This window comes from Streptosporangium roseum DSM 43021 (assembly GCF_000024865.1).
Lineage (GTDB): Bacteria > Actinomycetota > Actinomycetes > Streptosporangiales > Streptosporangiaceae > Streptosporangium > Streptosporangium roseum.
The window spans coordinates 9047045-9072612 of record NC_013595.1 but is presented as its reverse complement, the minus strand read 5'-3'; the positions used below and the strand labels follow the sequence as shown (position 1 = coordinate 9072612).

25 protein-coding genes are annotated in these 25568 nt (G+C 71.2%); 14 read left to right on the top strand and 11 right to left on the bottom strand.

Annotation, left to right across the window (positions count from 1 at the left end; genetic code table 11):
* The first annotated feature begins 107 nt into the window (after window positions 1–107).
* Window positions 108–956 (top strand): GNAT family N-acetyltransferase, encoded by an 849-nt coding sequence (locus tag SROS_RS39680; protein WP_012894603.1) that lies wholly within the window; start codon window positions 108–110, stop codon window positions 954–956.
* A 468-nt stretch (window positions 957–1424) separates the two neighbouring features.
* Window positions 1425–2405 (top strand): polyprenyl synthetase family protein, encoded by a 981-nt coding sequence (locus SROS_RS39675; protein ID WP_012894602.1) that lies wholly within the window; start codon window positions 1425–1427, stop codon window positions 2403–2405.
* Here the strand turns inward: SROS_RS39675 and SROS_RS39670 are convergent.
* Window positions 2398–2583, bottom strand: coding sequence for a hypothetical protein (locus tag SROS_RS39670; protein WP_043653883.1), 186 nt, complete (start codon window positions 2581–2583; stop codon window positions 2398–2400). The genes SROS_RS39675 and SROS_RS39670 overlap by 8 nt on opposite strands.
* A 462-nt stretch (window positions 2584–3045) precedes the next feature.
* On the opposite strand from SROS_RS39670, the gene SROS_RS39665 reads away from it, so the two are divergent.
* Genes SROS_RS39665 through SROS_RS51465 form a run of 3 tightly spaced genes read left to right on the top strand, consistent with a single transcriptional unit; the run spans window position 3046 to window position 4288 of the window.
* Window positions 3046–3510: a helix-turn-helix domain-containing protein gene (locus tag SROS_RS39665; protein ID WP_218919758.1), complete on the top strand. Its 465-nt coding sequence runs from the start codon at window positions 3046–3048 to the stop codon at window positions 3508–3510.
* Between the two features lie 20 nt (window positions 3511–3530).
* Window positions 3531–4109 carry a PIN domain-containing protein gene (locus tag SROS_RS39660; RefSeq protein ID WP_012894600.1) on the top strand — a complete coding sequence of 193 codons (579 nt, stop codon included), beginning with the start codon at window positions 3531–3533 and terminating at the stop codon, window positions 4107–4109.
* Between the two features lie 35 nt (window positions 4110–4144).
* Window positions 4145–4288, top strand: a complete 144-nt coding sequence (locus SROS_RS51465; protein ID WP_012894599.1) for a hypothetical protein — start codon at window positions 4145–4147, stop codon at window positions 4286–4288.
* On the opposite strand, the gene SROS_RS39650 is transcribed toward SROS_RS51465, so the two are convergent.
* Entirely contained in the window at window positions 4281–5486 is a 1206-nt protein-coding gene (locus SROS_RS39650; RefSeq protein ID WP_012894598.1) for a cytochrome P450, read from the bottom strand. The genes SROS_RS51465 and SROS_RS39650 overlap by 8 nt on opposite strands.
* Window positions 5487–5714: 228 nt before the next feature.
* Complete coding sequence (locus tag SROS_RS39645; RefSeq protein ID WP_012894597.1) at window positions 5715–8690, bottom strand: glycosyl hydrolase family 95 catalytic domain-containing protein; 2976 nt, start codon at window positions 8688–8690, stop codon at window positions 5715–5717.
* A 415-nt stretch (window positions 8691–9105) separates the two neighbouring features.
* On the opposite strand from SROS_RS39645, the gene SROS_RS39640 reads away from it, so the two are divergent.
* The 7 genes from SROS_RS39640 to SROS_RS39610 all read left to right on the top strand — a co-directional run bounded on the left by SROS_RS39640 (window position 9106) and on the right by SROS_RS39610 (window position 16766).
* A complete protein-coding gene (locus SROS_RS39640; protein WP_012894596.1) occupies window positions 9106–9951 on the top strand; it encodes a fumarylacetoacetate hydrolase family protein in 846 nt (281 codons plus the stop codon).
* Entirely contained in the window at window positions 9948–11243 is a 1296-nt protein-coding gene (locus tag SROS_RS39635) for an L-fuconate dehydratase (protein WP_012894595.1), read from the top strand. Before SROS_RS39640 ends, SROS_RS39635 begins: the two co-directional genes overlap by 4 nt.
* Window positions 11236–11982: an SDR family NAD(P)-dependent oxidoreductase gene (locus SROS_RS39630; protein WP_012894594.1), complete on the top strand. Its 747-nt coding sequence runs from the start codon at window positions 11236–11238 to the stop codon at window positions 11980–11982. The genes SROS_RS39635 and SROS_RS39630 overlap by 8 nt, the downstream gene beginning before the upstream one ends.
* Window positions 11983–12117: 135 nt before the next feature.
* Entirely contained in the window at window positions 12118–13179 is a 1062-nt protein-coding gene (locus SROS_RS39625; protein WP_012894593.1) for a sugar ABC transporter substrate-binding protein, read from the top strand.
* Window positions 13179–14672 (top strand): sugar ABC transporter ATP-binding protein, encoded by a 1494-nt coding sequence (locus tag SROS_RS39620; protein ID WP_012894592.1) that lies wholly within the window; start codon window positions 13179–13181, stop codon window positions 14670–14672. Before SROS_RS39625 ends, SROS_RS39620 begins: the two co-directional genes overlap by 1 nt.
* Complete coding sequence (locus SROS_RS39615) at window positions 14672–15685, top strand: ABC transporter permease (RefSeq protein ID WP_012894591.1); 1014 nt, start codon at window positions 14672–14674, stop codon at window positions 15683–15685. The genes SROS_RS39620 and SROS_RS39615 overlap by 1 nt, the downstream gene beginning before the upstream one ends.
* A 136-nt stretch (window positions 15686–15821) precedes the next feature.
* Window positions 15822–16766, top strand: coding sequence for an aldo/keto reductase (locus SROS_RS39610; RefSeq protein WP_012894590.1), 945 nt, complete (start codon window positions 15822–15824; stop codon window positions 16764–16766).
* Window positions 16767–16809: 43 nt separating this feature from the next.
* Here SROS_RS39610 and SROS_RS39605 read toward each other — a convergent pair whose 3' ends face one another.
* Together SROS_RS39605 and SROS_RS39600 are read right to left on the bottom strand one after the other, a co-directional pair.
* Entirely contained in the window at window positions 16810–17157 is a 348-nt protein-coding gene (locus tag SROS_RS39605) for a nuclear transport factor 2 family protein (protein WP_012894589.1), read from the bottom strand.
* Complete coding sequence (locus SROS_RS39600) at window positions 17154–18545, bottom strand: MFS transporter (RefSeq protein ID WP_012894588.1); 1392 nt, start codon at window positions 18543–18545, stop codon at window positions 17154–17156. Before SROS_RS39600 ends, SROS_RS39605 begins: the two co-directional genes overlap by 4 nt.
* Window positions 18546–18636: 91 nt before the next feature.
* Here SROS_RS39600 and SROS_RS39595 point away from each other — a divergent pair, with 91 nt between their 5' ends.
* Window positions 18637–19359: a TetR/AcrR family transcriptional regulator gene (locus tag SROS_RS39595; RefSeq protein WP_012894587.1), complete on the top strand. Its 723-nt coding sequence runs from the start codon at window positions 18637–18639 to the stop codon at window positions 19357–19359.
* 136 nt (window positions 19360–19495) lie between these two features.
* On the opposite strand, the gene SROS_RS39590 is transcribed toward SROS_RS39595, so the two are convergent.
* Window positions 19496–19966, bottom strand: a complete 471-nt coding sequence (locus SROS_RS39590; RefSeq protein ID WP_012894586.1) for a MarR family winged helix-turn-helix transcriptional regulator — start codon at window positions 19964–19966, stop codon at window positions 19496–19498.
* A 59-nt stretch (window positions 19967–20025) separates the two neighbouring features.
* Here SROS_RS39590 and SROS_RS39585 point away from each other — a divergent pair, with 59 nt between their 5' ends.
* Window positions 20026–20436 (top strand): cupin domain-containing protein, encoded by a 411-nt coding sequence (locus tag SROS_RS39585; protein WP_012894585.1) that lies wholly within the window; start codon window positions 20026–20028, stop codon window positions 20434–20436.
* A gap of 217 nt (window positions 20437–20653) precedes the next feature.
* Here the strand turns inward: SROS_RS39585 and SROS_RS39580 are convergent, their stop codons facing one another.
* From SROS_RS39580 to SROS_RS39560, 5 genes are all read right to left on the bottom strand, one after another.
* On the bottom strand, window positions 20654–21649 hold the full coding sequence (locus SROS_RS39580; protein ID WP_012894584.1) for an Lrp/AsnC family transcriptional regulator: 996 nt from the start codon (window positions 21647–21649) through the stop codon (window positions 20654–20656).
* A 76-nt stretch (window positions 21650–21725) separates the two neighbouring features.
* Entirely contained in the window at window positions 21726–22400 is a 675-nt protein-coding gene (locus SROS_RS39575; protein WP_012894583.1) for a FadR/GntR family transcriptional regulator, read from the bottom strand.
* Between the two features lie 36 nt (window positions 22401–22436).
* On the bottom strand, window positions 22437–23456 hold the full coding sequence (locus SROS_RS39570; protein WP_012894582.1) for an MBL fold metallo-hydrolase: 1020 nt from the start codon (window positions 23454–23456) through the stop codon (window positions 22437–22439).
* Between the two features lie 16 nt (window positions 23457–23472).
* A complete protein-coding gene (locus SROS_RS39565) occupies window positions 23473–24630 on the bottom strand; it encodes a steroid 3-ketoacyl-CoA thiolase (protein WP_012894581.1) in 1158 nt (385 codons plus the stop codon).
* Between the two features lie 114 nt (window positions 24631–24744).
* A complete protein-coding gene (locus tag SROS_RS39560) occupies window positions 24745–25458 on the bottom strand; it encodes a TetR family transcriptional regulator (protein WP_012894580.1) in 714 nt (237 codons plus the stop codon).
* Window positions 25459–25568: the final 110 nt, after the last annotated feature.

Below are 25568 nucleotides of genomic sequence, written 5' to 3'. Positions count from 1 at the left end.
CCCCGGCCCCCCTTTCCACGCGTCGCCGGGGCCCGCAGTCTCCCTGACCCGCGGTCCCGCTCTCCATATGTCGCCGGGGCCCGTGGCACAGTAAGGCCGTGACGGACATGCACGTAAGGGACGCGACCATCGGTGACCTGGAGACCATCGCGACGGTGGCGGTCGCGGCCGGGCAGGACGAGGAGTGGACGGGCGCGGACCCGGCCTATGTGGGGCACCTGCTCTCCTGCGGCCGGGTTGTGGTCGCCGAGCATCGCGGTGCGGTGACGGGATTCGGCGCGATCCGCCGGATCGGCAGCGGTCCGGAGGAGACCACCATGCTCTGCGACCTGTTCGTCGACCCCCGGTCCCACGGCCTGGGTGCCGGCCGGGCCATGCTCGCGGCCCTGTGGCGGGACGGTTCCCGGCGGATGACCTTCAGCAGCGTGCACTCTCACGCGCTGCCGTTGTACACGAGGTCCGGCCTCGACGGCTGGTGGCCCCTCCTCTACCTGGACGGGGACGTGCGGGCGCTGGGCGTCCCCGGAGGCTGGGCGGTCTCGGCGGCCGAACCCGGGGAGGTCGCCGAGCTGGAGGAGCGGTGGACGGGGATCGACAGGGCCGCCGATCACCGGGCCTGGGCCGCTCGCCCGTCCGGGCAGGCGGTCGTGGCCGGTCGCGACGGTGAGACGCTGGCAGCGGGTACGGTGGCCGGCGCCGGGACGGAGTACGGCATCGTGCACCTGGCGACGGCGCCCCATGCCGACGCCGACGCGGTCCGGGACGCGGTCGTCGCCGTGCTGGCCTCCCTGGACCCGCCCGGCGGCCGAGCGCGGGTCTGCCTGCCCGCGCCGCATCAGGCGACTCGGCCCCTGCTCGCGGCCGGATGGCGCAACGACTCCTTCGACCTGTTCATGGCGACCGACCCCGGCCTGCTCGACCCGCGCCGCGCCGTTCCCTCCCCCGCTCTGGCCTGACCCGGAGTCCGCATTGCCTCGCCCGGTCCACCACCGCCCCCTAACCAGGCCTCCCCACCCGCCCATCAGCCGGCCCTTCCTGAGCACCGCCCCCAGGCCACGAGGCACCGGCCCGCACGAAAAGGCGGTCCTCGGCCACTCCACTCGCCCTCGCTGCGCTTTTGACCTTCCACCCCATACGGCGCCGCACGAAAGGGCCGGCCCTGGGCCACTCCACCCACCCCTCGCCGCGCTTTTGACCTTCCACCATGTACGAAGCCGCGCCGGTTGACGGCGAACGACCTCAGCCCCCTGGCATCGGGTACTCGTACACCACGCCACTGGACGTGGCCTTCGCGGTAGGCGGGCTGAGAGAGGTCTCAGCGGCGCTCAGCGTCGCCTCAGCAAGGCTCAGCGTCGCCTCAGCGGTGATCGGGCAGCGTGGGAGGCGCTCGGTCAGGGGGCCGGGGCCGAGGAGAGGGAGTTGCCATGCTTGCCCATGTCGCGCGTCCAGAGGAGATCCTCAACAGCCCGGCGGTCTCGGCCGGGTTGCTGCGGGTGGAGAAGCGCATCCACCGGCTGAGCACCTCTTCCCGGCTGCCGCTCATCAACGGCGCGGCCGGGCGCATCACCGGTGCCGGGGGTAAACGGCTGCGGGCCGCGCTGACCCTGGCGACCGCGCTCGCCCTGGGCGGGCGGATCGACAACCGGGTGGTCACCGCGGCGGCGTGTGTGGAGCTGATCCACGCCGGGTCGCTGGTCCACGACGATCTCATGGACAAGGCGGCCGAGCGCAGGGGGGTGCGGACCCTCAACGCCGAGCTCGGTGACGCCAGGGCGCTGGTGGTCGGGGACTTCATGCTCGCCAGGGCCGGGCTCGCCGCGCTCTCCGTGGTCTCCAAGCCGGTCGCCCGGACGCTCGCCTCCGTGGTCGTCGAGCTGGCCGAGGGGCAGTTCCAGGAGGTCGCCGAGCTGTTCGACCCCGGCCGCACTCCCGAGGACGCGCTGCGGTCGATCACCGGCAAGACCGCGGCCCTGTTCCGGGCGAGCTGCCTGGTCGCCCACCCTGACGGACGGAGCATGGCCGAGTACGGCGAGCGGTTCGGCGTCCTCTTCCAGATCCTCGACGACCTGCTGGACCTGGCCTCCACCGCCGAGCGGCTCGGCAAGCCGGTGGGCAACGACATCAGGCAGGGCGTCTACACCCTCCCGCTGCTGCTGGCGCTCCAGCACGACCACGGAGACCTGCGGCCCCTCCTCGGCAGGCGGCTGAGCGAGGACGAGATCACGGCCCTGCTCACCCGCCTGCGAGGCGGCCGCATGGTCGACGACACCCTGGAGTACTGCCGGGGGCTGGCGTCCGACGCCCTGTCCTCGCTCCCGGTCATCGCCGACCCGGAGATCGCCGCCGCCCTGTACGGCCTGCCGGCCGCCTGTATCGACTGGACGGAGTCGCTGCTCGTCAGGTGAGGGTGACCGGCAGGTCCTTGATGCCGTTGATGAAGTTGGAGCGGAGCCGGCGGGCGGGACCGGCCTGGGTGAGGCCGGGCAGCCGCTCGGCCAGGACCTCGAACAGCACCCGGAGCTCCAGCTTGGCGCGATCGTGCCGTCTGCCGTACCGGAAGTGATCCCTCCTCCGGCGTCTCATCCCATGTTCCGGGCTGCTCGTCGTTGTAGGGGAACCGCCATGAGCCGATGATGGAGACCCACTGCATCGCCGGATGCGCCAGGCGCCCGTTGGCGTCGGCCACCTCTGCCCATGAAACCTCTTCGGCCCGCTCGCCGATCTTTCGGCGCGCCGGATGGAACACCCGCGCATAGGCTGCGACGACTGGCGGGACCAGGCATCCCACGGTGTTGTCGGTGAAGTCTCGTGCCGCTGCCACCGCCCAGTCGGCGGGGTGTGCATCGGTTTGCAGGGTCAGGCCGTTGATGATGAAGGGCTCGTCAACCCTGTGAGTATGGCGGCTCTTCTCGGTGAGTCGTGGGCTCGGGAACCGAGTAGACCGGTGAACCGTAATGTGCCATTTCATCGCTCTTCTCAGCAAAAGACGCCGGAGTCTGTCGCTTCGTCTCCCCTCGAGTTACATTTATTTCAGATAACATCTTGATGCTGGAGGTGATCATGTCTCGTCCCGGAGTTCTGGCCCATGCGACCCGTGTCGAGCCGGTCAATGCTGATCGCGAGGTGCTGGCCGAGTTGCAGGCAGCTGACCGCCCTCAGACACAACTGGTGCTGCGTGGGTCGGGTGGGCGGGACATCGTGCTCCCCGAAGGACTCGTGCGCTTGGTGCTGGCGGCCGCTCAGGATCTCGCGGCGGGGAACGCCGTTCTGGCTTTGCCGGTGGAGACACGGCTGACGCCGAACGAGGTCGCGCAACTGCTGGGTGTGTCGCGGCCCTTCGTCGCCCGGCTACTGGACGAAGGCGAGATCCCCTCTCAGTATCTGCCCGACAGCCGTCATCGTCTGGTCCGCCTTTCCGACGTCGTGGAGTTCCAGGCTCGTCGCGAGCGCCGCGCCGAAGGACGCCGCAGAATCACGGAAGTCGCCGAAGAGGCGGATCTGCCCTACTGACCTTCCGGGAGTGCCCGCCGATGGCGCGCGTCTTCGTCGACACCAACGTGCTGTTCCCGTTCTCGCTGATGGATCTGATGCTCGCCCTGACCGAGGACGCGGTGCACACCGTGGTCTGGAGCGATCATCTGCTGGATGAGTGGGAACGCGTCATCGTGCGCGAGCGGCATCGCTCCACGGCTGCGGCGGCACGTATCAGCGCGGCGATGCGAGAGTTCTTCGCCGACACCCGCGTGTCCGAGGACGACTACAAGCACGTGCTCGAACATTTGGACGGCCCTGATCCAGACGACTGTCACCACATGGCCGCCGCCATCGTCGGCCGCGCCCAGACCATGGTCACCTGGAACCTCACTGACTTCCCCGTCGCGACCCTGAGCCGATACGGGTTGACCGTCACCGACCCCGACACCTACCTGTGCTCGCTGCTGGCGCAGAGTCCCCACGAGGTGGTCGCTGTCTTGGCCCGGATGGCGAAGGGCAAGCGTCGCCCACCCATGACCGGGCTGGACATTACCCACGCGCTGGAGCGCGCCGGAGTGCCCGTCTTCGCCCGGCGGGCACGCAACCGCCTGCCCGCCGTATCCGATGAGCCGTGATCGGCCACATAGGCAGAGCGGGGAGCCTGGACCTCGTGTTCGGATCCGCACTCGCCTTCGGTGAATCGGTCATCCAGGACAGCCGGGCTCTTCCAGATCGGGCTGCTGTGATCGCCGCCGCCCTGTACGGCCTGCCGGCCGCCTGTATCGACTGGACGGAGTCGCTGCTCGTCAGGTGAGGGTGACCGGCAGGTCCTTGATGCCGTTGATGAAGTTGGAGCGGAGCCGGCGGGCGGGACCGGCCTGGGTGAGGCCGGGCAGCCGCTCGGCCAGGACCTCGAACAGCACCCGGAGCTCCAGCTTGGCGAGGTGGTTGCCGAGGCAGAAGTGGGCCCCGCCGCCGCCGAAGCCGATGTGCGGGTTGGGGTCGCGGCCGATGTCGAAGACGCCGGGGTCGGCGAAGATCTTCTCGTCCCGGTTGGCCGAGCTGTAGAAGACCACGACCTTGTCGTCCTCCTTGACCTCCTGCCCGCCGATCGTCGTGTCGGCGGTGGCCGTACGGCGGAAGAGGTTCACCGGGGAGACCCAGCGGACGATCTCGTCGGCCGCGGTGCGGGCGAGGGCGGGGTCGGCGACCAGGCGCTCCCACTGCTCGGGGTGCTCGAAGAAGGCGAGCATGCCGCCGGAGGCCGCGTTGCGGGTGGTCTCGTTGCCCGCGACCACCAGCAGCAGCACGAACAGGTCGAACTCCTCCTCGGTGAGCGTCTCGCCCGCCGCGTCGGGCATGATCAGCTTGGTGACGATGTCCTCGCGGGGGCGCTCGCGCCGCTCGGCCGCCAGGGCGTTGGCGTAGGCGTAGACCTGCATGGCCGCGTCCGGGCCCCCCGAGGAGTCGGCCGCGTAGTCCGGGTCCTCGGCCCCGATCATCTGGTTGGACCAGTTGAAGATCTTGTCCCGGTCCTCGACGGGGGCGCCGAGCAGCTCGCAGATCACGTACAGCGGCAGCGGGGCGGCGATGTCCCTGACGAAGTCGGCCGATCCGCGTCCCTTGGCCTCGTCCACCAGCTCGTGGCAGATGTCGCGGATGTGCTGCTCCAGGGCTCCCATCATGCGCGGGGTGAAGCCCCGGTTGACCAGGGAGCGCCGCCGGGTGTGCTCCGGCGGGTCCTGGTTGAGCATCATCATCCGCTGGAGCGCGCGCTGGTCCTCGGGCATCTCGTCGAACAGCGCGAGCTTCCTGCTCGACGAGAACAGGTCGGAGCGGCGGGAGACGTGGACCACGTCGGCGTGGCCGGTGACGGCCCAGAACCCGGGCCATCCTCGCTCGGCGTCGCCCGGGTGCGGGTAGACGGGCGCGTTGGCCCGCAGCCAGGCGAGCTGGTCGTGAGGCGCGCCGTTCTGCCAGTAGAAATCCTGGTCGACAAGGTTGATGTCCATTGATCCTCCTGGGCGAACCGTACGCGCGTCTCCCCGATGCCGCTGACGGAACCGGAACGGCCGCCGCGCTTTCCGGCGGGCGTGGCGCCGACTGTTTGATCAAGTGCTTGGCCGGACAGCTTTCTAGAACGTGTTCTATTACGGGTGGGCGGGAGAGTCAAGTGAGGGCACGCCGCCTCCGGGGCGCGGGGCCCCCGGAGGCGGCGTGCGGGCCGGGCGGGATGGGGGTCAGAAGGCGAGGTCGCGCCAGGTGCCGATCTCCGCCGCGGTCAGTGCTCTGGGCAGGATGGCCATGCGGTCGACGGCTCCGGTCAGCCGCTGGCCGCCGCCCTGGTCGGCGGCGAAGCGCAGGGGCCGTGAGGCGCAGCCGGTGATGCCGGCGGTGGTGGCGGTGCCGCCGCCGATCCGGGCGCCGTCGACGTAGACGGTGACGGCTCCCGTCCGGTCCATCGTGACGACGAGGTCGACGTAGCGGCCGGTCGGGACGGTGGCATCGGTGGTCACGTTGAGCCCGGCGCCGATGAAGCGCAGCTTGTTCGCCGGGGTGATGTCGACGATGACGCCGTCGGTGCCGGGGTTGCCTGAGGGCTGGGAGTCGAACAGGCGGCGGTAGCCGCTCCCGCCGACCTTGACCTCGGCGGCGAAGGTGGCCTCCCGCAGGAAGCCCAGCGTCGTGTTGCCGGTGGTGAGGTAGGTGGAGCCGCCCAGCACCAGCCCGCTGCCGGTCGGCGCCGAGGCGTCGTAGGCCGCGGTGCCGGAGACGGTGGCGTTGCGGCCGTTGCCGGAGGCGTCGGCGACCGCCGTACCGGAGGTGGGGTCCCACGCGACGACCGGGCGGTCCGCCGGGGCCGGGGCGCACGGCGTGGCGCCGTCGTCGTCGACGATCGTGTAGGTCTTGCCCGCCTGGGCGTTCCAGGTGAGCGTCTCGCCGTCGCGGACCGCGCCGACCGTGGCGCCCGTCTCGTCCTGGACCCGGTGGCGGCCCGCGATCAGGGCCGAGCGGACCTTGACGGCCCCGGTCCTGCCGGGACGCAGGGTGATCCTCTCGCCGGAGCCGTTCCGCCAGGAGACGTCCACGGTCACGTCACCGCGGGCGCGCAGGCCGGTGACCGAGCCGGTCGGCCAGGCCGACGGCAGCGCGGGCAGCACGTGGATGGTGTCGTGCTGGCTCTGCAGCAGCATCTCGGCCACACCCGAGGTGGCGCCGAAGTTGCCGTCGATCTGGAACGGGGGGTGGGTGTCCCACAGGTTGTCCAGCGTGGAGGTCTTGAGCTGCTCGCTGAGCATCTTGTGGGAATGGTCGCCGTCCAGCAGCCGGGCCCAGAAGTTGACCTTCCAGGCCTTGCTCCAGCCGGTGCCGCCGTCGCCGCGCGCGGTGAGCGAGACCTTGGCCGCCGTGGCCTCCGGCGTGCCCGCCACGATCTGCCGTCCGGGGTGCAGGGCGAACAGGTGCGAGACGTGCCGGTGGGTGTTGGCGCGGTCGTCCCAGTCGCTCTTCCATTCCTGGAGCTGCCCCCAGGAGCCCACCCGGATGCCCCGGTCGAGCTTGGCCAGCGCGGCCGTCACCTCGGCCTGGAAGGCGGGGTCGACGTTCAGCTTCCTCGCGGCCTCCAGGCTGTTGGTCAGCACGTCGAAGACGATCTGCTGGGACATCGAGGCGCCCGCGGAGAAGTCGCCCTGCTCGGGGGAGTAGCTCGGGGAGACGACGAGCTTGCCGTCACGCGGGTCGGCGTGCAGGTTGTCCAGCCAGAACTCGGCCGCGCCCTTCATCACCGGATAGGCGGTGTCCCGCAGGTAGGCGGTGTCGCCGTTGAAGCGGTAGTGGTCGTACATCTGCTGGGTCACCCACGCCGCCGCCTCGGGGAACCAGAACGCGGTGGCCCAGTCGTGCACGCCGGTGAAGCCGAACGGGTTGGTCTCGTTGTGCACCACCCAGCCGCGTGAGCCGAACATCTCCTGCGCGGTCTTCCTGCCGGGCGCGACCATGGCCTTGATGTAGCGGTCGTAGGCGACGGTCGTCTCGGCGAGGTTGGTCTGCTCGGCGAGCCAGTAGTTCATCTGCAGGTTGATGTTGACGTGGTAGTCGGCCGACCAGGGCGGGCTGGTCGAGTTGTTCCACACCCCCTGCAGGTTGGCCGGGAGCGCCTCGTCGCGCGAGGAGGAGATGAGCAGGTAGCGGCCGTAGGCGAAGAACATCGCCTCCAGCGCCCGGTCGTCGGCCGAGGCGCGGCCGGTGTAGGCGGCGCGGAGCCGGTCGGTCGGGATCGCCGGGACCCGCTGGCCGAGGTCCAGCCTCACCCGGTCGAACAGCTTCCGGTAGTCGTTCTGGTGGGCGGTCCTGAGCTGGTCGAAGGTCCGGGCGGCGGCCGCGTCGACGGCGGCGGTCACCTTGGCGTGCGGGTCCGGGCCCCGGTAGGCGGGGTGGGTGCCGGCGTAGTCGGTGCCCGCCGAGAGCACGAACATCGCGCTGTCGGCACCGGTGACGGTGACCCGGTCGGTCCCGTCGGTACGGCTGCCGCCCTGGGTGACCACCTGGATCTGTGACTCGAACCGCATGCCGTTGTCCGCGAGCGTGCCCCGGACGGTCAGGCGGCCGTTGGCGACCGAGACCTGCTTGTCCGAGCGGGGGGAGGAGGTCCGGAGCGTGAAGGAGACCTTTCCGGCCTGGCTGGCGGAGATCCGGCCGACGATGACGCCGCCGGGGTGGCTGGCGAAGTACTCGCGGGAGTAGGTCACGCCGCCGGCGGTGTAGCCGACCCGGGCGACCGCCTCGCGCAGGCTCAGCTCCCGCCGGTAGCCGGTGGGGCTCGCCGGGGCGTCGGGCACGTCCAGCCAGAGGTCGCCGAAGGTCTGGTAGGCCCCGAAGCCGCTCTTGGGCTGGCCGAGCTTGGCGGTCACGGCCGAGGGGGACATCCTGCCGTCCCGGTCGATCTGCGCCTGGACCTCGGCGATCGCGTTCGGCCGGGGACTGGTCCAGTTGCCGGCGTTGTAGCCGCCGGAGCCGGGGCCGCCCGTCCACAGCGTCTTCTCGTTGAACTGGATCTGCTCGCTCGCGACCCCGCCGAACACCATGGCGCCCAGCGCGCCGTTGCCGATCGGCAGTGCCTGGGTCTCCCAGTTGGTGGCGGGCTTGTCGTACCAGAGCGTCAAATCGTCGGGTGTCTGTACGGCTGCCGCGCTTTTTTCCGGCTCCGCGTTGGCCATGTTCTGTCCATAAAGGCAGGTGGTGAGGGTGAGTGTGGCTAGCAGGGTGATGCCGAGTCGTCGTCTTGGGGGGTGAGACAACCGATTCCTCCGATCACAGGGCCGACCTACCTCAAGGAGATAGCACCGAAACCCCGCGGTAACAAGACTCATCCTCCGATGTTTGAGGGGTATCGATCCGTGGGATCGCCGCTCACGCCAGGGGATCCCGAGAGGTGAGCCTCGCCGACGCCCGCGCGGTTAAATCCGATGACTGGCGGAGGAAGTGTGGGGAAGATCCCGTTATAGCACTGCCACCTGCGGTTTATCCTCTATAACAGATCGGATGTATCCCCCGCTGAAGGGTTGACATAGAGGTTCGGTGTCGTTCAGCATCACGAGACAAGACATCCGATGTATGACTGAAGGGTGCGGTGTGAAGCTGCTGCGAGTTGGACCCGTCGGCCAGGAGCGACCGGCCGTCATGGACGAGGCCGGTAACCTCCGTGCAATCTCGGAACCCGAGATCGACGGGGCTTTCCTCGCTTCCGGGGGAGTGGCGCGCGTCCGCGAGGCGCTGGAGCGGGACGAACTGCCCGTGCTGGAGAGCGAGGGGCTGCGGATCGGCCCGCCCGTCGCCAGGCCGGGGAAGATCGTGTGCATCGGGCTCAACTACCGCGACCACGCGGAGGAGACGGGCGCCCCGATCCCGGCCGAGCCGATCATCTTCATGAAGGCCCCCAACACGGTCGTCGGCCCCTACGACGAGGTCCTGATCCCCAGAGACAGCGTGAAGACCGACTGGGAGGTCGAGCTGGCCGTCGTCATCGGCCGGACCGTCCGCTACGCGGAGACCCGCGAGGAGGCCCTCGCGGCGGTCGCGGGCTACGCGATCTCCAACGACGTCTCCGAGCGCGAGTTCCAGCTTGAGCGCGGTGGCCAGTGGGACAAGGGCAAGTCCTGCGAGACCTTCAACCCGCTCGGCCCCTGGCTGGTCACCGCCGACGAGATCGCCGACCCGCAGGCCCTGGGGCTGCGGCTGTGGGTGGACGGCGAGCCGTACCAGAACGGCGACACCAAGAACATGATCTTCCATGTCGCCGAGGTCGTCCGCTACCTCAGCCGGTTCATGGTCCTGGAGCCCGGCGACGTCATCAACACCGGCACCCCGGCCGGCGTCGCGCTCGGCCTGCCGGGCACGCCGTACCTGCGCGCGGGCCAGGTCATGGAGCTGGAGATCGACGGGCTGGGCCGCCAGCGCCAGACGGTGGGGCAGGCATGAGCGCCTACCGCATCACCGCGCTGGAGACCCACGACATCCGCTTCCCCACCTCGCTGGAGCTCGACGGCTCCGACGCGATGAACCCGGACCCGGACTACTCGGCCGCCTACCTGGTGCTGAAGACCGACGACGGGTTCGAGGGCCACGGCTTCGCCTTCACGATCGGCCGGGGCAACGAGGTGCAGACCGCCGCCATCAAGGCGCTGGAGCCGTACGTCGTCGGCAAGGACGTCGAGGACCTGGGCGCGCTCTGGAAGGACATGGTCCACGACTCCCAGCTGCGCTGGCTCGGCCCGGAGAAGGGCGTCATGCACATGGCGATCTCCGCCGTGGTCAACGCGCTCTGGGACCTGAAGGCCAAGCGGGAGGGCAAGCCGCTGTGGCTGCTGCTCGCCGAGATGTCGCCCGAGGAGATCGTCGCGCTGGTGGACTTCCGCTACCTCAGCGACGCGCTCACCCCGCAGGAGGCGCTGGAGATCCTGCGCGCCGCGGAGCCGGGCCGGCGGGAGCGGATCGCCCATCTGAGGGAGCACGGCTACCCGGCCTACACCACCTCGCCCGGCTGGCTCGGCTACAGCGACGACAAGCTGCGCCGCCTGTGCAAGGAGGCGATGGCCGAGGGCTTCACCCAGATCAAGCTGAAGGTCGGCGCCGACCTGGAGGACGACCGGCGGCGGATGCGCATCGCGCGTGAGACCTGCGGCGACGACTTCCCCATCGCCATCGACGCCAACCAGCGCTGGGACGTGGACTCCGCCATCGCCTGGATCAACGCCCTGGCGGAGTTCCGGCCGCACTGGGTGGAGGAGCCGACCAGCCCCGACGACGTGCTCGGCCACGCCGCCATCGCGCGGGGCATCGCGCCGATCCCGGTCGCCACCGGCGAGCACGTGCAGAACCGCATGGTCTTCAAGCAGCTCCTGCAGGCCGAGGCGATCTCCTACCTGCAGATCGACGCGGCCCGGGTCGCGGGCGTGAACGAGAACATCGCGATCCTGCTGCTCGCCGCCAAATTCGGGGTCCCGGTCTGCCCGCACGCGGGCGGCGTGGGCCTGTGCGAGCTGGTCCAGCACCTGTCGATGTTCGACTACGTCGCGGTCAGCGGCTCGATGGAGAACCGGGTGATCGAGTACGTCGACCACCTCCACGAGCACTTCGCCGACCCGGTAGTGATCAAGAACGGCGCCTACGTCGCGCCGAGCCTGCCCGGCTTCGGCGCCGCCATGCACCCCCGGTCGATCACCGACCACACCTACCCCGACGGCCCGGTCTGGAGGTCCCTCAATGGCTGAGTTCGACGGCCTGCGCGCCCTGGTCACCGGCGGCGGCTCCGGCATCGGCCTGGCCACCGCCACCCTGCTCGCCGCGCGCGGAGCGGCGGTGGCCTGCCTGGACCTCAACCCGCCCGGGGAGCCGTTCGTCCCGGTCAGGGCGGACGTCACCGACGAGGACGCGGTCCGTACGGCGGTCGCCGAGGCGGCCGAACGGATGGGCGGCCTGGATATCCTGGTGAACAACGCCGGGATCGGCGCGGCCGGGACGATCGAGGACAACCCCTACGAGGAGTGGTCCCGGGTCCTGGACGTCAACGTCCTCGGCATCGTCCGGGTGACGCGGGCGGCCCTGCCGCACCTGCGGCGCTCGGCGAACGCGGCGATCGTCAACACCTGCTCCATCGCCGCCACGGCGGGCCTGCCCCAGCGGGCGCTCTACAGCGCGTCCAAGGGGGCCATCCAGTCGCTCACCCTGGCGATGGCCGCCGACCACGTCCGCGAGGGCATCCGGGTCAACTGCGTCAACCCGGGCACCGCGGACACCCCCTGGGTGCAGCGCCTGCTCGACGCGGCGGCGGACCCGGCGGCCGAGCGGGCGGCCCTGGAGGGACGTCAGCCGATGGGCCGCCTGGTGAGCGCGGAGGAGGTCGCGGCCGCGATCGCCTACCTCGCGAGCCCGCTCGCGGCTTCGACCACCGGCGCGGCCGTGGCGGTCGACGGAGGCATGCAGGGACTCAGGCTCCGGCCCGCGACGTGACACGGCGCGACGTGGCGTGAGACGGCACGGCGTGGCCTGACCGGGCGGAGTCCCCTGTCCGGCGGCCGGACGCCGAACGATATATCGGTCTGGCAATAATTCACCCCCCACATGGTTTCGAATCGAGGCAACGGTATGAAACTCGGAACTGCGGCGACGGGCGCGGCACTGCTCGCGCTCGCTCTCACCGTCTCGGCATGCGGCTCGTCGGAGACCACCGGCGCGGACAGCAGCGCCAAGCCCGCGGCCGACGCCGGGGCCAAGGGCGGCAAGGTCGGGATCGACTTCCCGCGCGCCGACTCCGACTTCTGGAACTCCTACAACAAGTACGTCCCGCAGCTCGCCGGCGAGCTGGGCGTCGACCTGATGCCGCCGACCAACTCGCAGAACGACGTGGCCAAGCTGGTCGCCAACACCCAGGCGATGATGGGCCAGGGCGCCAAGGCGATCATCATGGCCCCGCAGGACACTGGCGCCATCGCCTCCACGCTGCAGACCCTGGAGAACAAGAACATCCCGGTCGTCTCGGTGGACACCCGCCCCGACAAGGGCAAGGTCTTCATGGTCGTGCGGGCCGACAACAAGGCCTACGGCACCAAGGCGTGCGAGTTCCTCGGCGAGAAGCTGGGGGGCAAGGGCAAGGTCGTCCAGCTCATGGGCGCGCTGTCCTCGATCAACGGCAGGGACAGGGCCGAGGCGTTCGGCGCGTGCATGAAGGAGAAGTTCCCCGGCATCACGGTCTTCGAGGAGCCGACCGAGTGGGACGGCACCAAGGCCGCCTCGATGCTGCAGACCCGCCTCCAGCAGCACCCGGACGTCAAGGGCATCTACATGCACGCCGGAGGCGTCCACCTGGCCCCGACCCTGCAGGTGCTCAAGGCCAAGGGCCTGATCGCGCCGCCGGAGGACCCCAAGCACGTCTTCGTGATCTCCAACGACGGGATCCCGCAGGAGTTCGAGGCGATCCGCAAGGGTGAGATCGACGCCACGCTCTCCCAGCCGGCCGACCTGTACGCCAAGTACGCGCTCTTCTACGCCAAGGCCGCGATCGAGGGCAAGACCTTCCAGCCGGGCCCGACCGACCACGACAGCACGATCGTCCAGCTGCCGAACGGCCTTGAGGACCAGCTTCCCGCCCCGCTGGTGACCAAGGAGAACGTGGACGACAAGAGCCTCTGGGGCAACCAGGTCAAGTGATGACATCTTCCGTTAAAGCTGTTGAAGCGCTTGGTATCACCAAGCGCTTCGGCCCGACCATCGCGCTCAACGGTGCCGGGATCGCCATCACCGAGGGGGAGACGCACGCGCTGGTCGGCCGGAACGGCGCGGGCAAGTCCACGCTGGTGTCGATCCTGACCGGGCTCCAGCGCCCCGACGAGGGCGAGGTCCGCTTCGGCGGGGAGCCCGCGCCGCCGCTGGCCGACCGGGACGCCTGGCGGCAGCGCGTCGCGTGCGTCTACCAGAAGTCGACGATCATCCCCACGCTCACCGTCGCGGAGAACCTCTTCCTGAACCGGCAGACCGACCGGGGCGCGATCAGGTGGCGCGGCCTGCGCGCGCGGGCCAGGCAGCTCCTGGAGCAGTACGGCGTGGACGTGGACGCCGACGGCCTCGCCGGAGACCTGAGCGTCGAGCAGCGCCAGCTTCTGGAGATCGCCCGGGCGCTGTCGTTCGGCGCCCGGTTCATCATCCTGGACGAGCCCACCGCCCAGCTCGACGGCCCGGCCATCCAGCGGCTCTTCGACCGGATGCGCTCCCTCCGGGAACAGGGTGTGACGATGATGTTCATCTCGCACCACCTGGATGAGGTGTACGAGATCTGCCAGAGCGTCTCGGTCTTCCGCGACGCCCGGCACATCGTCACCACCACGGTCGGCGACCTCCCGCACGCCCAGCTGGTCGACGCGATGACCGGCGAGGCCACCGCCGCCTACGAATACCGCTCCCGTACGGCCGACGCCTCCGCCCCCGTCGTCCTGGCCGCCCGGGGGCTCAGCCTCGCCGGCCGCTACGAGGACGTGGACCTGGCCATCAGGTCCGGGGAGATCGTCGGCCTGGCCGGCTCCGGCAGCAGCGGCAAGGTCGGCCTGGCCGAGACGCTGGTCGGCCTCCGCCGGGCCGACACCGGCACGGTGACCGTCAACGGTACCGAGGTCAAGCCGGGAGACGTGCCCTCCGTGCTCGCCGCGGGTCTCGGCTTCGTTCCCCAGGACCGGCACCACCAGGGCTTCGTGCCGCTGCTGTCGATCGCGGAGAACGCCACCATCCCGATCGCGGGCAAGCTCGGCCGGTACGGAATGATCTCCCCGGCGAGACGGCGTGAGCGCGGTGCCCGGATGATCGCCGAGCTGGACATCAAGACGACCGGACCCGACCAGCCGGTGGCCGACCTGTCCGGCGGCAACGCGCAGAAGGTCGTGCTGGCGAGGGCGCTCGCGGACGACCCCCGGGCGCTCGTGGTCATCAACCCGACCGCCGGTGTGGACGTGAAGGCCAAGCACTCGCTCCTCGGCGCCGTGGAGGACGCGGCGGCCCAGGGGACCGGAGCCGTACTGGTCTCCGACGAACTCGACGACCTGCGGATCTGCGACCGGGTCCTGGTCATGTTTCACGGCAAGGTCGTGAAGGACGTGCCCCGCGGCTGGACCGACAGCGAGCTGGTGGCGGCGATGGAAGGTATCGAACACTGATGGCCACTACAAAGACGACGCCCGTGGCGAACCTGCCCGCACAGGGCCGGCGGATCCAGCTCGGGCGGTTCCGGGACCTCACGCTGGTCCCGGTGATCATCGTGCTGCTGATCGCCGGGTCGTTCGTGGACCCGGTCTTCCTCACCCCCGGCAACCTGACCAACGTCCTCCAGCAGCAGTCGGCCCTGGCGCTGGTGGTGCTCGCCGAGGCGTTGATCCTCATCGCCGGCAAGTTCGACCTGTCGCTGGAGTCCACGGTCGGCATGGCCCCCGCCGTCGGCGTGATGCTGGTCATCCCGGTCGCGGCCGGCGGGTTCGGCCTGGAGCTCCCCGGGATCCTGGCGATCCCGCTCTGCCTGCTGATCGGCGGGCTGGTCGGCGCCTTCAACGGCTTCCTGATCATGCGGTTCCAGCTCTCGGCCTTCATCGTCACCCTGGCGATGATGATCGTCGTCCACGGTCTCCAGCTCGGCCTCACCCAGGGCAAGAGCCTGTTCGAGCTGCCCGAGTCGTTCCTCTACCTCGGCAGCGCCACCTGGCTGGGCATCCCGGCGGCCATCTGGATCACCGGTCTGCTCTTCGCCGCGGCCATCGTCGCGCTCGGCTACTTCCGGGCCGGGCGCTCGCTCTACGCCATCGGCGGCAACGCCGACGCCGCCCGTGCCGCGGGCATCCGGGTCGAGCGGGTCGTGTGGATCGTCTTCATCATCGGCGGCGTGATCGCCGCGCTCGCCGGAGTGCTGGAGACCGGCCGCCTGGGCGGCATCAGCGCCAACCAGGGCGTCGGCTGGATCTTCATGGCCTTCGCCGCCGCGGTCATCGGCGGGGTCAGCATGGACGGCGGAAAGGGCACGATCCTCGGCGCCCTCACCGGTGTCCTGGTGATCGGTCTCGTCGAGAACATCCTGACGCTGAAGGGCGTCCCCGGCGAGTGGAAGCAGCTCGTCTACGGCTCGATCATCCTGATCGCCCTGATGATCAGCCGCCTCGCCGGCGGCAAGGCACAGGATTGACGACGGCCGTACCCGCTCCCGGGCGGGTCCGGCAGGGCGCGGGGGCGGGGATCGCTCCCGGCCGGGTACGGCAAGGCGCAGGATCGACCACCACCCCCTCCCCCGGGGACTACGGCAAGGCGCAGGATTGACGGCTATGACCCTCTCCGTGAGCAAGTACGGCTTCGGCGCCGCCCCCATCGGCAACCTCTTCACCGCCGTGAGCGACGCCGAGGCCGGTGCGGCGGTGGACGCCGCCTACGACGCCGGGTTCCGCCTCTTCGACACCGCGCCCCACTACGGGCTCGGCCTGTCGGAACGGCGGCTCGGCGCCGCCCTGGCAGGGCGGCCCCGTGACTCCTACGCCCTGTCCACCAAGGTCGGCCGCCTGCTCGTGCCGGCGCCCACCGGCGGCCCCGCCGGCCGGGACGACCAGGGGTTCGACGTCCCCGCCGACCTCCGCCGGGTGTGGGACTTCTCCCGTGACGGCGTACGGCGGTCGCTGGAGGAGAGCCTGCTCCGGCTCGGTCTCGACGCGGTCGACATCGTGCTCATCCACGACCCGGACGACCACTGGGAGCAGGCCGTCTCCGAGGCCTACCCGGCCCTGGCCGAGCTGCGCGACCAGGGGGTCGTCAAGGCCGTCGGGGTCGGCATGAACCAGTCGGAGATGCTCGCCCGGTTCGTCCGCGAGACCGGCGTGGACATGGTCATGCTGGCCGGCCGCCACACCCTTCTCGACCAGTCGGGGGAGGAGGAGCTGCTGCCGCTCTGCCAGGAGCGGGGCGTCTCGGTGGTCGCCGCCGGGGTGTTCAACAGCGGCCTGCTGGCCACCCACGACCCGTCGGGCACCTACGACTACGCCCCGGCTCCCGCGCCGCTGCTCGCCCGCGCCCGCCGCATCGCGGCCGTGTGCGAGAGCCACGGCGCCACCCTGCCCCAGGCGGCGCTGGCCTTCCCGCTGCGCCACCCGGCGGTCGCCTCGGTGGTCGTCGGCGCCAGGTCCGCCGCCGAGGTCGCCCGCAACGCCGCCCTGACCGCCCGGCCCGTCCCCGACGACCTCTGGGCCGAACTGGCGGCTGAGGACCTGATCTCCGGCTGAACGGGGCGGCAGCCGGCCGGCCGCCACTGCCACGCAGGCGTGATCAGACGAAGAAGCCGTCGATCCGGCGGATCGACCCCTTCTCGAAACGGACGACGTCGTAGCCGGTGGCCACCGGCGGCTCGCCGGGCCGCCCGAGGCGCCAGGTGAACAGCATGAGGTCGTGGCGCTCGTTGATCACCTCGCCAAGGCTGAAGGCGAGGTCGCCGAACTTCTCCCGGGCCCGGCCGATCATGGTGTCGATGTCGTCGCGGCCCTCGACCGCCTCCCAGTCGGGGTCGCTGTAGACGCTGTCCTCGGTGAGGACCGCGTCGATCGCGGATCGGCGGCGGCCGGCGTCCCTCTCGTTCCAGATCTCGATGTACTTCTGTGCGAGGTCGGTGCGGTTCACCTGTTGATCCCTTCCATGGAGGTGGTGGTCGTCTCCTGCGCGGCGGCGGTCGGCCGCCGCTTGAGGGTGAGTGCGATGAGGGCGCCCGCGATGGAGGCCGCGGCCGCCACCCAGCCGGCCGTACGCAGGCTGCCGACTCCCGGCTCGCCCGCGTTGGCCACCGCGATGATGACGGCCAGGCCGATGGCCCCGCCGATCTGCTGGGCCGTGGTCGCCAGCCCCGAGGCGACGCCCTGTTCTGTCGGGGCGATGCCGGACCCGGCCGCCGCGAACATGGCGACGAAGGTGAAGCCGCCCGACAGGCCCCAGATCACGGTGCCGGGCATGAGCGCCCAGAAGGAGCCGTCCGCCGACATGCCCGCGTAGAGGGCGGCCATTCCGACGCCGCTGCCCAGCATTCCGGCGATCAGGGTGGTCCGCACTCCCCACCGTCCCAGCAGGGCGGGTGCGAGCCGGCCGGCGGCGACCATGGACAGCAGCGTCAGCGGCAGGAAGGCCAGACCGGCCTGCAGGGCGCTGTAGCCGAGCACGGGCTGCAGATACATCGTGAGCAGGTAGTAGCCGCCGCCGAGCGCGCTCTGGAAGAACAGGATCACCAGCATCGAGGTGGCCAGGTTGCGGTCGCCGAGCAGGCGCGGCGGGGCGAGTGGTTCCCGGGCGCGGGCCTCGACCAGGAGGAAGGCTCCGATCAGGACGACCCCGGCGGCCAGGGAGCCCAGGCCGCGGAGTGTGGTCCAGCCCGCCTCGGGGCCGCTGACGAGGCCGAGCACCATCAGCGTCGAGCCGGCGGTGGCCAGCAGCGCGCCCAGCGCGTCGAAGCCGCCGTGCCCGCGTGACGGGTCGGGGGGCAGCAGCCGCAGCGCCGCGATGATCGCGACGAGCGCCAGCGGGACATTGACGTAGAAGACCCACTGCCAGCCCCACGTCGCGGTGAGCACGCCACCGAGCAGCGCACCCGCGGCCAGGCCGGCGCTGCCCGCGGTTCCCCAGGCGCCGAGCGCCCGGTTGCGCGCCGGCCCTTCGGCGAAGCCGGAGTAGATCAGTGCCAGGGTCGCGGGGGCGAGCAGTGCGCCGCCCAGTCCCTGGACCGCGCGGGCGGCCACGAGCAGGCCCGGACCGGCGGCGAGCCCCCCGGCCAGCGACGAGATGCCGTAGAGCGCGAGGCCGAGGACGAGCATGCGCCGCGCGCCGAGCCGGTCGACCGCACGGCCACCGAGCAGCAGGAAGCCGCCGAACCCGATGGCGTAGCCGCTGACGACCCATTGGAGGCTCTGGGGGGAGAAGCCGAGCTCACGCCCGATATCGGGGAGCGCGACATAAACGATGTTGTAGTCGAGGGCGACGATCAGTTGGGAGAACGCCAGGAGGATCAGTCGTTTCGCATTCACGCGTCGAGCTTTCTCTGCATGCCGAACATTTACTACACGGCATTAAGCTGGAACACGCCGTACGGTACCGCAACCCTGTAAAGTGTCAACCATGGGAGTCTCAACGCCGAGCCGCCGGGAACGCCTGCGAGCGGAGACGGCCGCCGAAATCAAGACGGTCGCGCTCGGGCTGATGGCCGAGGGTGGGCCCGACGCCATCACGCTGCGGGCCATCGCCCGTGAGATGGGCATGACGGCGGGAGCCATCTACGGCTACTACGAGACCCGCGACACGCTGGTCAGCGCGCTGATCACGGACGTCTACACCTCGCTGGTCGACAGGGTGGAGGCGGCGCGCGACGCCGTGCCCGCCGACGACGCGGCGGGCCGGATCCTGGCCTGGGGGCAGACGTTGCGGGAGTGGGCCCTGGCCAATCCCGAGGGCTTCCGGCTCATCTACGGGGACCCGGTCCCCGGCTACCAGGCGCCGGAGGGCGGGGCAGCCGCCGAGGCCGCGCACCGCGCCTGCGCGGGTCTCACCGGCCTGGTGGCCGCGGCCTGGCCGCAGGCGGTGGCCCGGCAGCCGGGCGGATACGACTGGACCGACTTCGATCCGATCCTGACGGGCCTGGTCCGTGCGGAGTTTCCTGGACTGCCTCCCGCGGCGGTGGCGCTGGCACTACGCGTCTGGGGCCGCATGCACGGCCTGGTCGCCCTTGAGGTCTACGGCCACCTGCGCGGCCAGACGAGGGACGCGGGCCGGGTATACCTCGACGAACTGCGCGACCTCACCCGCAGTCTGGGGCTTGAGGGAGGGCCGGCCGCTCCGGCGTGAAGGGGCGTCGCCCCTCATGGGCCTGCGATCGCCGGCTGAGCCGGCCGGGCCTGCCCGCACGGAGGCGCCCCGGGCCCGCCCGCACGGAGGTGCCCCCGGGCCTGCCTGCATGGAGGCGGCCCCGGGCGACCGCCGGTCAGTGGCCGCCGAACCAGCCGGGGACATCGAGCGGGAAGGTATCCGGCGGGGTGACCTTGCGCAGGTCGGCCTCCAGCGCGCGCAGCCGCTCCTCACCGAGCGTCTCGGCCCAGCGGGCCCGCAGCTCGTCGAAGATGCGGGCCGAGCGCACCAGGGAGTCGACGCCGTGCTCGGTGAGCCGTACGACCTTGCGCCGCGCGTCGTGCGGGTCGGAGCCGCGCTCCACGTAGCCGAGCCGCTCCAGCGCGTCGACGGTCTTGCCCGCCGCCTGTTTGGACACCCCCAGGCGGCGGCCGAGCTCGGCCGCCGTCGTGCCGTCGACGCCGATCGCCTGGAAGACGAAGCCGTGCATCGGCCGCATGTCCGGATGGCCCTGCCGGGCCAGCTCGGCGTGGAGTTCGTCGATGAGGACGCGGAAGCCGAGGAACAGTCGGAGCGGCAGCTCGAATCCGGGAGGGTCACTTGACACGATAGACAACCTGGTTCACTATTTCGGCAACCACGTTGTCTAATTTAGGGGATTACGCGATGACTGTCATCCGCCATGCGGAAAGCCGCCGGACCGAGACGCCCAACGCCGTCATGACCACGCTCGCCTCACCGACCCAGGGAGGTTCGGGGCAGGCCGTCTGGCGCGTCGACATGCGCCCCGGCCAGGCGGGCCCGCTGCACGCCATCGACACCGAGCAGGTGTGGACCGTGCTGGACGGCGGCGCGACCGTCGAGCTCGACGGCGAGAAGCTCACCATCGGGCCGGGCGACACCCTCGTCATCCCGGCCGACGTGCCGCGCCGTCTGACCTCGGACCCGGCGGCCGGCCTCGCCGCCATCGTCGTCGCCCTCGCGGGCATGCGCGCCTACGTGATCGACGACACCCGGGTCTCGGCGGACTGCGCCATCCCCGACGGCGACAAGGTCCTGCCGGCCTGGGTCCTCTGAGAGACGGCCATCCGGGCAGGCCCGGCGCGGACGGCCGTGCCGCCCGGGTGAGTCCGGGTGGAGGGTCCGCCCGAGTGGGCCGGGGCGAGCGGCGGGCGGTGCCGCTGCCGTGGGCGACGGCCGTATTCCTGCTCGTCGCGCCTGTCGCCGCACTGGACTTCGACACCGCCACTGCTGCCCGCGATCCCCGTGGCCTGCATGGCCGCCGCGCTGGGCGTCACGAAGAGGCGATGGGCCCGGCCCAGCGCTCCACCCGGCCGGCTCGCTTGATCATGAAGCCGCGCTTGAGCGACCGGAGCATCATGGTCGTCTCGATGGCCCGGATGCCCGGCAGCCCGCCGATCTCCCGGAGGAACCCGTACAGCTCCGGCCGGCCGGGCATGGCGACCTGCGCCACCAGCTGGTGGTCGCCGGCCACGGCCACCGCGTATCTGACCTCCGGGCGGGCGGCCAGCGTGTGGCCCACGGCCTCCACCTCGTTCTCGGCCACCCGCAGCCAGAGCACGGCTTCGGCCGGCAGCCCCAGGTAGGCGGGCTCGATCTCGGCCCGGATGCGCAGGACGCCCCTGCGGAGCAGGGAGTCCAGGCGGCGGCGGGCCGTCGACTCGCTGATCCCGGTGGCCGCCGCGACCTCGGCGTGGGTGGCGCGGCCGTCGGTGACCACCGCCGCGATGATCCGTCCGTCCTCGGCGGAGGGCTCCTCGGCCCCGCGCGGGGAATGCTCCGGCGGGGCGTACTGCTCGCGCAGCCCCTCGACCTCCTGCGGGGTGAGCACGCCGAGGTGCCAGTCGAGGGGCGTGCTGAAGTATTTCAGCGCCGGGTAGGCGGTGCTCTCCAGCACTCCGTCGATCGCCGGGATGTCCCGGAAGAGCAGGTCCACCAGCGACTCGTCGGCCACGGAGAGCTCCGCCGCGCAGTCCACCGAGCCCGAGACCAGCGCGACGGAGCGGGTCTGCGGCAGCTCGGTGAGGGCCGTCCCCACCTCGATCGCCGATCCGGGGCGGCAGCGCAGCCGGAGCGCGGCCGAGCTGAGCCGCCGGTCGTCGAGCAGCCCGATCACCGAGAGCACGCCCGAATCCATCAGCCGGGTCGCCCGCCGAGCCACGTTGCGGGTGGGCTCCGCCAGCACCCGGCCGATCCGGTCCCAGGTGGCCCGCCCGTTGACCTGGAGGGCGGCGACCACCCTGAGATCGGCTCCGTCGAGTGGCTGCATCGGGTCATCCTCGTGGTCGCAGGACCGGTCCGCCCCAAGAGTACGACTTTGTGATCTTTCCTGATGCGCGAATGGCTCAGGCGAGAGCGCTGCGGAGCCACTCCTCGACGCCGGCGATGTGGACCGTCGCCCAGGCGCGGGCGACCTCGGGCTGCCGGGAGGCGATGGCGTCGCAGATCGCGGCGTGCTGCTCGCGGGTCTTCTCCAGCGCGTTCTCCTGGGTCAGGCCCCGCCAGATCCGAGCCCTGGTGGTGGGGCCCGACAGGCTCTCTATGAGGGAGCACAGCACCGCGTTGCCCGAGCCCGCCGCGATGTGCTGGTGGAACTCCAGGTCGTTGGCGACGAGCTGTTCGACGCTCGGGTCGGCGGGCAGCTCGGCGAGGATCTTGCGCAGCTCGGCGACCTCGGACTCGCTCATCCGCGTCGCCGCCATCGCGGTCGCCGCCGGTTCCAGGATCCGCCGGACCTGGAAGAACTGCAGCACGGTGTCGTCCTGGTGGAAGTCCACCACGAACGACATCGCGTCCAGCAGGAGCCGGGGCTCCAGGCTGGTCACGTAGGTGCCGTCGCCCTGGCGCACGTCCAGCACGTTGATCAGGGCCAGGGCGCGGACGGCCTCACGCAGGGAGTTGCGTGACAGCCCGAGCCGCTCGGCCAGGTCGGCCTCCTTCGGCAGCCTGCTGCCCGGGGCGAGCTCGCCCGAGAGGATCATCTGCTTGATCTTGTCGATAGCGGCGTCGGTGACCGCCACGCTTCACCATCCTCGGGTCCCTCAGACATCGGATGTCTAAGAGTGTAGGGCGTAGCGGACCGGTTCCACCCCGGGTACGCGGCGGATCACACCTCGGACCTCCAAGGTGCGCAGATGGGCCGCGGCCTCGCCGGCGGCCATGCCCCGCAGCGTCGCGGGGAGCTCCTCCCAGGGGCGGTTCCAGGTCATCCGGCCGGCGGTCTCCCAGATGGTGAGGGGCTCCCCGGCCTCGGCCAGCAGGGCGGCCAGCCGTACGAGCTTCTCCTCGTGATGGGTGTGGATCTCCGTCGCCCGGGTGGCAGTGTCTTGAAATATCCATTCATGGGCGGGCAGGGCTTCAAGCATGCCCAGGTCCGCCACCTTCGCCAGCGAGTCCAGGAAGTCGCTGAGCGGATCCACGTCGGCGCGGTCGTAGGGATAGAGGCCGATGTGCGGGGTGATGGCCGGCAGCACGTGGTCGCCGGTGAAGAGCCGGCCGGTGTCCTCCAGGTGCAGGCAGATGTGGCCCGGGGTGTGGCCGGGGGTCCAGACCGTGCGGAGCCCGCGTCCGGGCAGGTCGACCAGGTCGCCGTCGTGGAGCGTCCGGTCGGGCAGCGCGGGCGGGCGCGACCGCTCCGCCGTCACCTCCTCCACCTCGACCTTGGCGGCCCCCGCCCGGCGCAGCATGTCGGCCTGGAAGTCGCGTTGCGCGCCGTCCCCGAAGCTCCGCATGAGCTTGACCAGCGCGGCGTCGGCCTCGTGCATGGCGATCCAGGCCCCGGACTCCTCCCGGACCTGGCCGGCCAGCCCGGCGTGGTCCGGGTGGAAGTGGGTGACCACCACCCCCCGGACCTCGCGGACGTCCATGCCGGCGGAGGCCAGCCCGTCCCGCAGCGCCAGCCAGGCCTCCGGGTGGTTCCAGCCCGCGTCGACCAGCACCGGCCCGGCGGGGGACTCGATCGCGTAGACCAGGGTGTAGCCGAGCGGGTTGCCGGGGATCGGGACGGGCACGCTCCACACCCCGCCGCCGACGTCGATCGGACGCTGCTCGCTGTACGGCCTGCGGCGGGATTTCAAACGGTGCTCCTTGCTCCTACAGTCGTTCGAGGACGGTCGCGGTGGCGAGCGCCCCGCCCGCGCACATCGTCACCAGCGCGGTGGACGAATCCGACCTCTCCAGCTCGTGCAGGGCGGTGGTGATCAGCCGGGAACCGGTGGCGCCGACCGGATGGCCGAGGGCGATGGCGCCGCCGCCGGTGTTGACCCGGTCCATGTCCGGCTCGTGCACCGACGCCCAGGAGAGGACGACCGAGGCGAACGCCTCGTTCACCTCGAACCGGTCGATGTCCGCGACAGTCATGCCCGTGGCGGCCAGGACCTTGGCGGTCGCGTCCACCGGCCCGTCCAGGTGGTAGTAGGGCTCGGAGCCGACCAGGGCCTGGGCGAGGATGCGGGCCCGGGGGCGCAGGCCGTGCCGGGTGGCGGCCTCCTCGCTCATCAGCAGCACCGCCGCCGCGCCGTCGGAGATCTGCGAGGCGGTGCCCGCGGTGTGCAGGCCGCTGTCGCCCGTCACCGGCTTGAGCCGGGCCAGCCCCTCGACGGTCGTCTCGCGCAGCCCCTGGTCCCTGTCGACGGTGCGGCTCTCGCCGGTCGGCTGCCCGTCCTCGCCGAGGACCGGCGCGGTCACCTTGACGATCTCCCGGTCGAACCGGCCCTCGGCCCACGCCCCGGCGGCCAGCCGCTGGGACCGGGCGCCGAACCGGTCGAGCCGCTCGCGGGTCAGCCCGCGCCGCTGGGCGATCCGCTCGGCGGCGGTGAACTGGTCGGGCAGGTCGACGGCCCAGTCGTCGGGCCGGGGCCTGGCCGGGAGCACGTTGCTGCCGAGCGGGGCGCGGCTCATCACCTCGACGCCGCAGGCGATGCCGACGTCGATGACCCCCGACTGTATGAGGGCGGCGACCAGGTGGACGGCCTGCTGGGAGGAGCCGCACTGCGCGTCGATCGTGGTCACGCCCGTCTGGTACGGCAGGCCGGCGTAGAGCCAGGCGTGCCGGCCCACGTGCCCGCCCTGCTCGCCCGCCTGGGTGACGCAGCCGGCGAAGACCTGGCCCACGATCGCCGGGTCGATCCCCGCCCTGTCCACCAGGCCGTTCAGGGCCGCCGCGAGCACCGCCTGCGGCTTCAGCCCCGCCAGCCAGCCGTTACGCCTGCCGATCGGGGTTCTCACGGCTTCGACGATCACTGCACCCATACGATCCCCTCGCCCGGCGGCCTGGGGCCGGCGTCCGCGGGCCGGCCCCTCGGCGCGTCGCTCTAGAACGTCGCTCTGGTCGTCTTCCGACTGTGACTGTAACGCGTTCTAATTTCAGGCGGAAGGAGGAGGCTGGAAATCGACGAGCAGGCGGGTGGCGGCGATCTCGATGCGGCGCTGGATCTGCTCGTACGTGCGGCGGCCGCGGAGCATCTCCAGCAGCTCGTGCACCCAGACGCTGGCCAGCGAGTCCGCGAGGGCGAACTGCTCCTCGGTGGCGGTCTCGGCGGTGAGGCCGTCTCCGGCGACGCGGAGCAGCAGGCCCGCCATGCGGTCCCCGAAGGGGGTGTCCACCTCGGCCAGGATCAGCGAGCGGATGAGGGCGTCGGCGAGCTCGGGCTCGCGCATCAGGCCGCGGGTGGCGCGCATCAGGACGTCGACGGCGCGGCCCGGGGGTGTGGTGGCACCGGGCGGGCGGCGCTCGATGCTGCTCTCCAGGAGGTCGATCTCCTCGCCGACGACGGCGACGACCAGATCCATCTTGGAGGGGAAGTAGCGGTAGAGGGTGCCGAGGGCGACTCCCGCACGCTCGGCGACGGTGCGCATCTGCATGGCCTCGACGCCGCCGCGCGAGGCGAGGGCGGCGGCCGCCTGGACGATGCGCTTGCGCCGCTGGTGCTGGCTTCTCGTGCGGACGCCGGTGGACGCCGATTCGCTCTGCACGCCGGGTGCCCCCTTGGTCTTGGCCGGTCCGGCGGCGCTCGGGGGCGGCGGGCCGGGGAGGCGCGAGGCGACCGGCGCCTCGATGGTCACATGCGGGGTACGCATGAGAACACGTTATCTGATTTCCGGATACTCCGATGGGTTACTCGCCGGTCACAAAGTCGCCCCGTCCGTGCACCGGATATGTGTTAAGGCGGTATGCCGTGGCTTATTGC